The organism is Mycobacterium aquaticum (genome assembly GCF_002086485.1).
Taxonomy (GTDB): Bacteria; Actinomycetota; Actinomycetes; order Mycobacteriales; family Mycobacteriaceae; genus Mycobacterium; species Mycobacterium aquaticum.
Genome location: NZ_MVHF01000011.1, coordinates 156,747 through 164,656, shown reverse-complemented (window position 1 = coordinate 164,656; position 7,910 = coordinate 156,747). Strand labels below are relative to the sequence as shown.

Here is a 7,910-nt window from a genome sequence, read left to right as displayed (position 1 = left end):
CCGACCTCGGGCCCGGCCACCCGCCACCACTGACGAGATCCGTTGCACTGACCCCCACACGATTCCGCAACAGCCCGGATCGCGTGGCACAACTGGCCACTCGGCCGCATGCTTACCGGCCGCGCCGACGCAGATACCGCTCGAACTCCGCCGCCAAGGCGTCACCGTCGATCTTGCCCAGCACTTCGTGCATGTCGACCTCGGCGTCGCCGCGTTCCTCCAGCGACTGCACGTACTCGGCGATCTCGTCGTCCTCGGCCGTCATCTCGGTGACCGCCTGCTCCCACTCCTCGGCGGCCGCGGGCAGGTCGGCCAGCGGCACCTCGATGTCGAGCACGTCCTCGACGCGGCGCAGCAACGCCACGGTGGCCTTGGGGTTGGGTGGCTGCGACACGTAGTGCGGCACGGCCGCCCAGAACGTCACCGCCGGGATACCGGCCTGCACACACGCGTCCTGGAACACCCCGGCAATGCCGGTCGGGCCCTCGTAGCGGGTCTCCTCCAGCCCGAAGAACTTGGCCGACTCCGACGAGTACGCGGCACCCGACACCGGCACCGGGCGGGTGTGAGGCGTATCGGCCAGCAACGCACCGAGGATCACCACGGTCTGCACGTTGAGCTTGTCGGCGATGGCCAACAGCTCGGCGCAGAAAGTGCGCCACCGCATGTTCGGCTCGACACCGTGCATGAGCACCACGTCGCGCTCGCTGCCCGGCGGACGGCAGTGCGAGATGCGCATCGACGGCCACACCAGCTCCCGCGTCACGCCGTCGATCTGCCGGATCACGGGTCGGTTCACCTGGTAGTCGTAGTAGGCCTCGTCGTCGATCTCGACGATCGGTTCGGCTTCCCAGATCGCATCGAGGTGGTCCAGCGCGTCGCTGGCCGCGTCACCGGCGTCGTTCCATCCTTCGAACGCCGCAACGACGATGGCGTTCTGCAATTCGGGCAGGTCGGACGGCCTACCTCCGCTCGGATACGACGGTGTCACACTGCCAGCGTAAGCCCTGCGTGGGGGCGATGAGCGCCTTGTCGCCACGGGTCATTTCGCGCCGCTGAGCCGGTCGCGCCAACAAGCGGGTTGCATAGACCAACTACCCTGTTGATGTGAATGCTGGTGACCGTCGCACCTACGCGAAATACGTGCGGCTGCCATCTGGTTAGGCCCGGTGACGACGACGGGTTGGGCGTCCATACGTCTGTCTGGTGACGACGTAGACTCTTCTGGTCGAGAGGCGTTGCAACGGTTCCGGGTTTCAGCCCGTATCCGCCACGCTCGGCAGAGTCAAGGACGCCTTCCGTTATGGAAGGAGAGCATGTGAACGCCTTCGAGCCGAACATCCGCCCGGACTGCACCGACGAACTGGCGGCAACTCTGCGCCGGCGGATCATGGTCATCGATGGCGCGATGGGTACTGCGATCCAGCGCGACCGTCCGGATGAGGCCGGCTACCGCGGCGAGCGGTTCAAGGACTGGCCGAGCCCGGTTCAGGGCAACAACGACCTGCTCAACCTGACGCAGCCGCAGATCATCGAGGGCATCCACCGCGAGTACCTCGAGGCGGGCGCCGACATCCTCGAGACCAACACGTTCAACGCGAACGCCGTCTCGCTCTCCGACTACGACATGCAACAGCTGAGCTACGAGCTCAACTACGCAGGCGCTGCCCTGGCCCGCAAAGCCTGCGACGAGTTCAGCACGCAGGACAAGCCCCGCTACGTCGCCGGGGCGCTGGGGCCGACGACGCGCACCGCGTCGATCTCGCCGGACGTCAATGACCCCGGAGCCCGCAACGTCTCCTACGACCAGCTGGTCGCCGCCTACCTCGAAGCCGCCAACGGCCTGGTCGACGGCGGTGCCGACATTCTCATCGTCGAGACGATCTTCGACACGCTGAACGCCAAGGCCGCGGTGTTCGCCATCGAGACGCTGTTCGAAGACCGCGGCCGTCGCTGGCCGGTGATCCTCTCGGGCACCATCACCGACGCTTCCGGGCGGACGCTGTCCGGTCAGGTCACCGAGGCGTTCTGGAATTCGATCCGGCATGCCAAGCCGCTCGCGGTGGGCCTCAACTGCGCCCTCGGCGCGCCCGAGATGAGGCCCTACATCGCCGAGATGTCGCGGATCGCCGACACCTTCGTCTCCTGCTACCCGAACGCCGGCCTGCCCAACGCCTTCGGCGAGTACGACGAGTCCCCGAAGCGTCAGGCGGGTTATGTCGCCGAATTTGCCGAGGCCGGTTTCGTCAACCTGGTCGGCGGCTGCTGCGGAACGACACCGGCGCACATCGCCGAGATCGCCAAAGTTGTCGAGGGCAAGCCGCCGCGACAGATCCCGGAGATCGAGATCGCCACCCGACTCGCGGGCCTGGAGCCACTCAACATCGATGACAACTCCCTGTTCGTGAACATCGGTGAGCGCACCAACATCACCGGTTCCGCCCGGTTCCGCAACCTCATCAAGGCCGAGGACTACGACACCGCATTGTCGGTGGCCCTGCAGCAGGTCGAGGTCGGTGCGCAGGTCATCGACATCAACATGGACGAGGGCATGATCGACGGCGTCGCCGCGATGGACCGCTTCACCAAGCTGATCGCGGCCGAGCCCGACATCAGCCGCGTGCCGGTGATGATCGACTCCTCCAAGTTCGAGGTCATCGAGGCGGGCCTGAAGAACGTGCAGGGCAAGCCGATCGTCAACTCGATCTCCATGAAGGAGGGCGAGGAGAAGTTCATCCGCGAGGCCCGGCTGTGCCGCAAGTACGGCGCCGCCGTCGTCGTGATGGCCTTCGACGAGCAGGGGCAGGCCGACAACCTGCAGCGCCGCAAAGACATCTGCGGCCGCGCCTACCGGATCCTGACCGAGGAGGTCGGCTTCCCGGCCGAGGACATCATCTTCGATCCCAACTGCTTCGCGCTGGCGACCGGCATCGAGGAGCACGCGACCTACGGGATCGACTTCATCGAGGCCTGCGCCTGGATCAAGGAGAACCTGCCCGGGGTGCACATCTCCGGCGGCATCTCCAACGTGTCGTTCTCGTTCCGCGGCAACAACCCGGTTCGCGAGGCGATCCACTCGGTGTTCCTCTTCCACGCCATCAAGGCCGGCCTGGACATGGGCATCGTCAACGCAGGCGCGCTGGTGCCCTACGACTCGATCGACCCCGAGCTGCGGGACCGCATCGAGGACGTCGTGTTGAACCGTCGCGAAGATGCGGCCGAGCGGCTGCTGGAGATCGCCGAACGGTTCAACAGCAAAGGGAAGTCCGAGGATCCGCAGGCGGCCGAGTGGCGCGGTCTGCCGGTCCGCGAGCGGATCACGCATGCCCTGGTCAAGGGCATCGATGCGCACGTCGACGAGGACACCGAGGAATTGCGGGCCGAGATCGCCGCAGCGGGCGGGCGGCCGATCGAGGTGATCGAGGGTCCGCTGATGGACGGCATGAACGTCGTCGGCGATCTGTTCGGCTCGGGCAAGATGTTCCTGCCGCAGGTGGTGAAGTCGGCCCGCGTGATGAAGAAGGCCGTCGCCTACCTGTTGCCCTACATCGAGGCCGAGAAGCAGCCCGGCGATGCCGAGAACACCAACGGCACCATCGTGATGGCGACCGTGAAGGGCGACGTCCACGACATCGGCAAGAACATCGTCGGAGTCGTGCTGCAGTGCAACAACTACACCGTGATCGACCTCGGTGTGATGGTGCCCGCGCAGAAGATCCTGGACACGGCCAAGGAGCACAATGCCGACATCATCGGGCTGTCCGGACTGATCACCCCGTCCCTGGACGAAATGGTGAACTTCGCCGTCGAGATGGAACGCGAGGGGATGGAGATCCCGCTGCTGATCGGGGGCGCGACCACCTCACGCGCGCACACCGCCGTGAAGATCGCGCCGCGCCGCAGCGGTCCGGTGGTCTGGGTCAAGGACGCCTCACGCTCGGTGCCCGTTGCGGCTGCGCTTCTCGACGACAAGCAACGACCGGCCCTGCTGGAGGCCACCGAGGCCGACTACGCGTCGCTGCGCGAACGGCACGCCCAGAAGCACGAGCGGCCGATGCTGACGCTGGAAAAGGCCCGCGCCAACCGGACGCCCATCGAGTGGGACGGCTACACGCCGCCGGTCCCGGCACAGGGTCTCGGCGTGCGCGACTTCCACGACTACGACCTCGCGGAGCTGCGCGAGTACATCGACTGGCAGCCGTTCTTCAATGCCTGGGAGATGAAGGGTCGCTTCCCCGACATTCTCAACAACCCGGCGACGGGCGAGACTGCCCGCAAACTGTTCGACGACGCCCAGGAGATGCTCGACACCCTGATCAAGGAGAAGTGGCTCACCGCCAACGGGGTGATCGGGTTCTTCCCGGCGAACGCCGTCGGGGACGACATCGAGGTGTACACCGACGAGACCCGTTCCGAGGTGCTCACGACGCTGCGCAACCTGCGCCAGCAGGGCGAGCATCGCGACGGCATCCCGAACCGGTCGCTGGGTGATTTCATCGCCCCCAAAGACACGGGTCTGCGGGACTACGTCGGCGCCTTCGCCGTCACCGCCGGGCTCGGCAGCCAGGACAAGATCATGGAGTTCAAGGCGGCCCTCGACGACTACAGCGCGATCCTGCTGGAGTCGCTCGCCGACCGCCTGGCCGAGGCTTTCGCCGAGCGGATGCACGAACGCGTCCGCAAGGAGTTCTGGGGATACCAGCCCGACGAGCAGCTGGACAACGACGCACTCATCGGCGAGAAGTACGTGGGAATCCGCCCCGCTCCCGGCTACCCGGCCTGCCCCGAGCACACCGAGAAGGAAACCCTCTGGAAGCTGATGGACGTCCGTGAGCGCACCGGCATCGAGCTGACCGAGTCGATGGCGATGTGGCCCGGTGCGGCCGTCAGTGGCTGGTACTTCTCGCACCCGCAGTCGCAGTACTTCGTCGTCGGCCGGCTGGCGCAGGATCAGGTCGCCGACTACGCCAAGCGCAAGGGCTGGACTTTGCCGGAGGCCGAGCGCTGGCTCTCCTCCAACCTCGGCTACAACCCGGAGGACTGAGCCCTACCTCGGCCGGCGGCCGGCTGCCAGTGGAACGTCAACGGCTGTAAGGGTTTCCGCGAGGCCGTGCTCGTATCCACCGAAACTCCGGTGGTGCGAGCCGGTTTGGCGGCCGGTCGCGCGATGTGACTGGCAGGTGGCTGCTGTGCGAGAATCGCCGGGTGAAAGCGGTGCTGTGGGACATGGACGGCACCCTGGTCGACTCCGAAAAACTCTGGGACGTCTCGATGCACGCGCTCTATGCGCGGATGGGTGCCGTGCTCACTCCCGAGGTGAGGGAGTCGACGCTGGGTGGCTCGGCAGAGACGGTGATGCAGATCGTCTACGACGACATGGGACTCGACCCTGATCCGGCCGCGATGGCGGAGTCGGCGGACTGGCTGCACGACTACACAGGTGATCTGTTCGAGCAGGGCCTGCCGTGGCGCCCCGGTGCGCAGGAACTGCTCGATGCCCTGCTCACCGCGGGTGTCCCGATGGCGCTGGTGACCAACACCCGGCGCGACCTCGCCGAGCGGGCTCTGAAAAGCATTGGCCACCATTATTTTTCGGTGACGGTTTGCGGTGACGAGGTGCCGAGCGGCAAGCCGGCTCCCGACCCGTATCTGCGTGCGGCCGAACTGCTCGGGTTGCCCGCGAGCCGTTGTTTGGCCATCGAGGATTCGGTCACCGGCACCGCGTCCGCCGAGGCCGCAGGCTGCCCCGTACTGGTGGTGCCCAACGACATGGCGGTTCCCGAGGGGCCGCGTCGCAAGCACGTCGAATCGCTGAGCCGGCTGGACGTGGCCGATCTTCAGACGATCCACGCCGAGCTGGACAGCGAGCGCGGTCAGCGCAGCGCCTGACGCGTCAATCACCGGCACGGATTTCGCCCCTATCGGCAGGTCGACTGTGCGATTGTGATGTGGCACAGATCACGCGACGCTGCGGGAGGACCTGTCATGACGCACGGGCCGGTAGGCGATTCCACGTCGGGCCTCGACTACGAGGAATCCGAACACAGCGGCAGGGTGGTCCGCATCGCGTCGGTGGCCGCCCTCGGTGGCCTGCTGTTCGGCTATGACAGTGCCGTGATCAACGGCGCGGTCTCGGCGGTTGAAGAACAGTTCGAGATCAGCAAGCTCGTCACCGGTATCGCCGTCGCGGCGGCACTGATCGGTGCTGCGGCCGGCGCGCTCGTCGCAGGACGGCTGGCCGACAAGATCGGCAGGCTCTCGGTGATGAAGATCGCCGCGGTGCTGTTCCTCATCAGCGCCTTCGGCACCGGCCTGGCCGCCAACGTCTGGATGTTCGGGGCATTCCGCGTCATCGGTGGCATCGGCGTCGGCGTGGCATCGGTGATCGCGCCCGCTTACATCGCCGAGACGTCGCCGCCGCGGATCCGCGGGCGGCTGGGCTCATTGCAACAGTTGGCGATCGTTAGCGGCATCTTCGTATCGCTGGCCATCGACGCGCTGTTGGCTCATCTCGCCGGCGGTTCTGACAAGGAACTGTGGCTGGGGATGGAGGCCTGGCGATGGATGTTCGTCATGATGGCCGTGCCCGCCGTCCTTTACGGCGTGCTCGCCTACACGATCCCCGAGTCGCCACGCTATCTCGTTGCGACGTACCGGATTCCAGAAGCCCGCAAAGTGCTCACGATGCTGCTGGGGGAGAAGAACCTCGAGCTGACGATCACCCGCATCCAGGAGTCGATCAAGTCCGAGAAGCCACCGTCATGGGCGGATATGCGCAAGCCGACCGGTGGCCTCTACGGCATCGTCTGGGTGGGCGTGGGCCTGTCGGTCTTCCAGCAGTTCGTCGGCATCAACGTGATCTTCTACTACTCGAACATTCTGTGGCAGGCGGCAGGATTGGACGAGAGCCAGGCATTCAAGATCACGGTGATCACGTCGGTCACCAACATCGCGACCACGCTCGTCGCGATCGCACTGATCGACAGGATCGGACGCAAGCCGCTGCTGTTGGTCGGATCGGCCGGTATGGCGGTCACCCTCGGCACGATGGCGGTGATCTTCGGCACCGCTCCGGTGGTCGATGGTGCGCCTCATCCGACCGGAGCCCCGCTGTGGATCGCACTCGTGGCGGCGAACCTGTTCGTGGTGGCGTTCGGCATGTCGTGGGGACCGGTGGTCTGGGTGCTGCTCGGCGAGATGTTCCCGAACCGCATCCGCGCCGCGGCCCTCGGGCTGGCCGCTGCCGCGCAGTGGATCGCCAACTGCCTGATCACGGCGTCGTTCCCCGCGCTCGGCGCCTTCTCGCTCGGTGTCGCATACGGCTTCTACGCGGTATGCGCGGTGCTTTCGTTCGTGTTCGTGTCGCGCTGGGTGCAGGAGACCAAGGGCAAACATCTTGAGGACATGCAGAGCGAAATCCCGCATCACGAGCACAACCCCGCGGTGAACTCCTAACGCGTGTCGTCGACGAAGTCCGTCCACCCGACGCTGATCGCGACGTCCATCGCGGGCTCCACCAGGGTGGCCGGGTCCATGCCGGTGTGACTCATACGGACCTCGCAACCGGTCGCCACGACCCACACGGCCGCCGGGTCTTTCTGGACCAACGCGTAGGTACCGGGGTCCCGGCAGGGCACCTCGTAGGCGATGTCGCCCGCCGTGGACCGCAACAGCGCGACCTCTTCGGCAAAGTCGTCGACGGGATGGACAGAGATCGTCACCGTCGCCGCTGCGGAGGTGTCCGGGCCCCAAGCCGCCATCAAGGACGGGTACGGCGCGAGCGGGTTGGCCACCGGGTTCTTCCGCACCAGGCCGTCGAGCGGCAGGTGCTTCGCCAGGATCGCGCTGATCGCTGCCACCCGTGCGGTGTACGTCGGCAGAGGACGGTCGGCTGGATCGCTCACCCCTCT

At 66.3% G+C, this 7,910-nt stretch carries 5 protein-coding genes; 3 read left to right on the top strand and 2 right to left on the bottom strand.

What is annotated here, in order from left to right:
* Nucleotides 1–112: 112 nt before the first annotated feature.
* Nucleotides 113–991 (bottom strand): PAC2 family protein, encoded by an 879-nt coding sequence (locus BST13_RS14140; protein WP_029372971.1) that lies wholly within the window; start codon nt 989–991, stop codon nt 113–115.
* 312 nt (nt 992–1,303) lie between these two features.
* On the opposite strand from BST13_RS14140, the gene metH reads away from it, so the two are divergent.
* The 3 genes from metH to BST13_RS14125 all read left to right on the top strand — a co-directional run bounded on the left by metH (nt 1,304) and on the right by BST13_RS14125 (nt 7,455).
* The gene (gene metH / locus BST13_RS14135; RefSeq protein ID WP_083164647.1) at nt 1,304–5,044 is read left to right on the top strand and encodes a methionine synthase; all 3,741 of its coding nucleotides are present in this window, start codon (nt 1,304–1,306) and stop codon (nt 5,042–5,044) included.
* A gap of 161 nt (nt 5,045–5,205) precedes the next feature.
* Nucleotides 5,206–5,889 (top strand): HAD family hydrolase, encoded by a 684-nt coding sequence (locus BST13_RS14130; RefSeq protein WP_083164664.1) that lies wholly within the window; start codon nt 5,206–5,208, stop codon nt 5,887–5,889.
* A gap of 96 nt (nt 5,890–5,985) precedes the next feature.
* Complete coding sequence (locus tag BST13_RS14125) at nt 5,986–7,455, top strand: sugar porter family MFS transporter (protein ID WP_083164646.1); 1,470 nt, start codon at nt 5,986–5,988, stop codon at nt 7,453–7,455.
* Here BST13_RS14125 and BST13_RS14120 read toward each other — a convergent pair.
* Nucleotides 7,452–7,904 (bottom strand): hypothetical protein, encoded by a 453-nt coding sequence (locus BST13_RS14120; protein ID WP_083164645.1) that lies wholly within the window; start codon nt 7,902–7,904, stop codon nt 7,452–7,454. The genes BST13_RS14125 and BST13_RS14120 overlap by 4 nt on opposite strands.
* Nucleotides 7,905–7,910 lie beyond the last annotated feature (6 nt).

Coding starts and splice junctions, on each gene's coding strand:
- metH (WP_083164647.1), top strand. CDS start 1,304: ATGGAAGGAGAGCATGTGAACGCCTTCGAGCCGAACATCCGCCCGGAC.
- BST13_RS14125 (WP_083164646.1), top strand. CDS start 5,986: ATGACGCACGGGCCGGTAGGCGATTCCACGTCGGGCCTCGACTACGAG.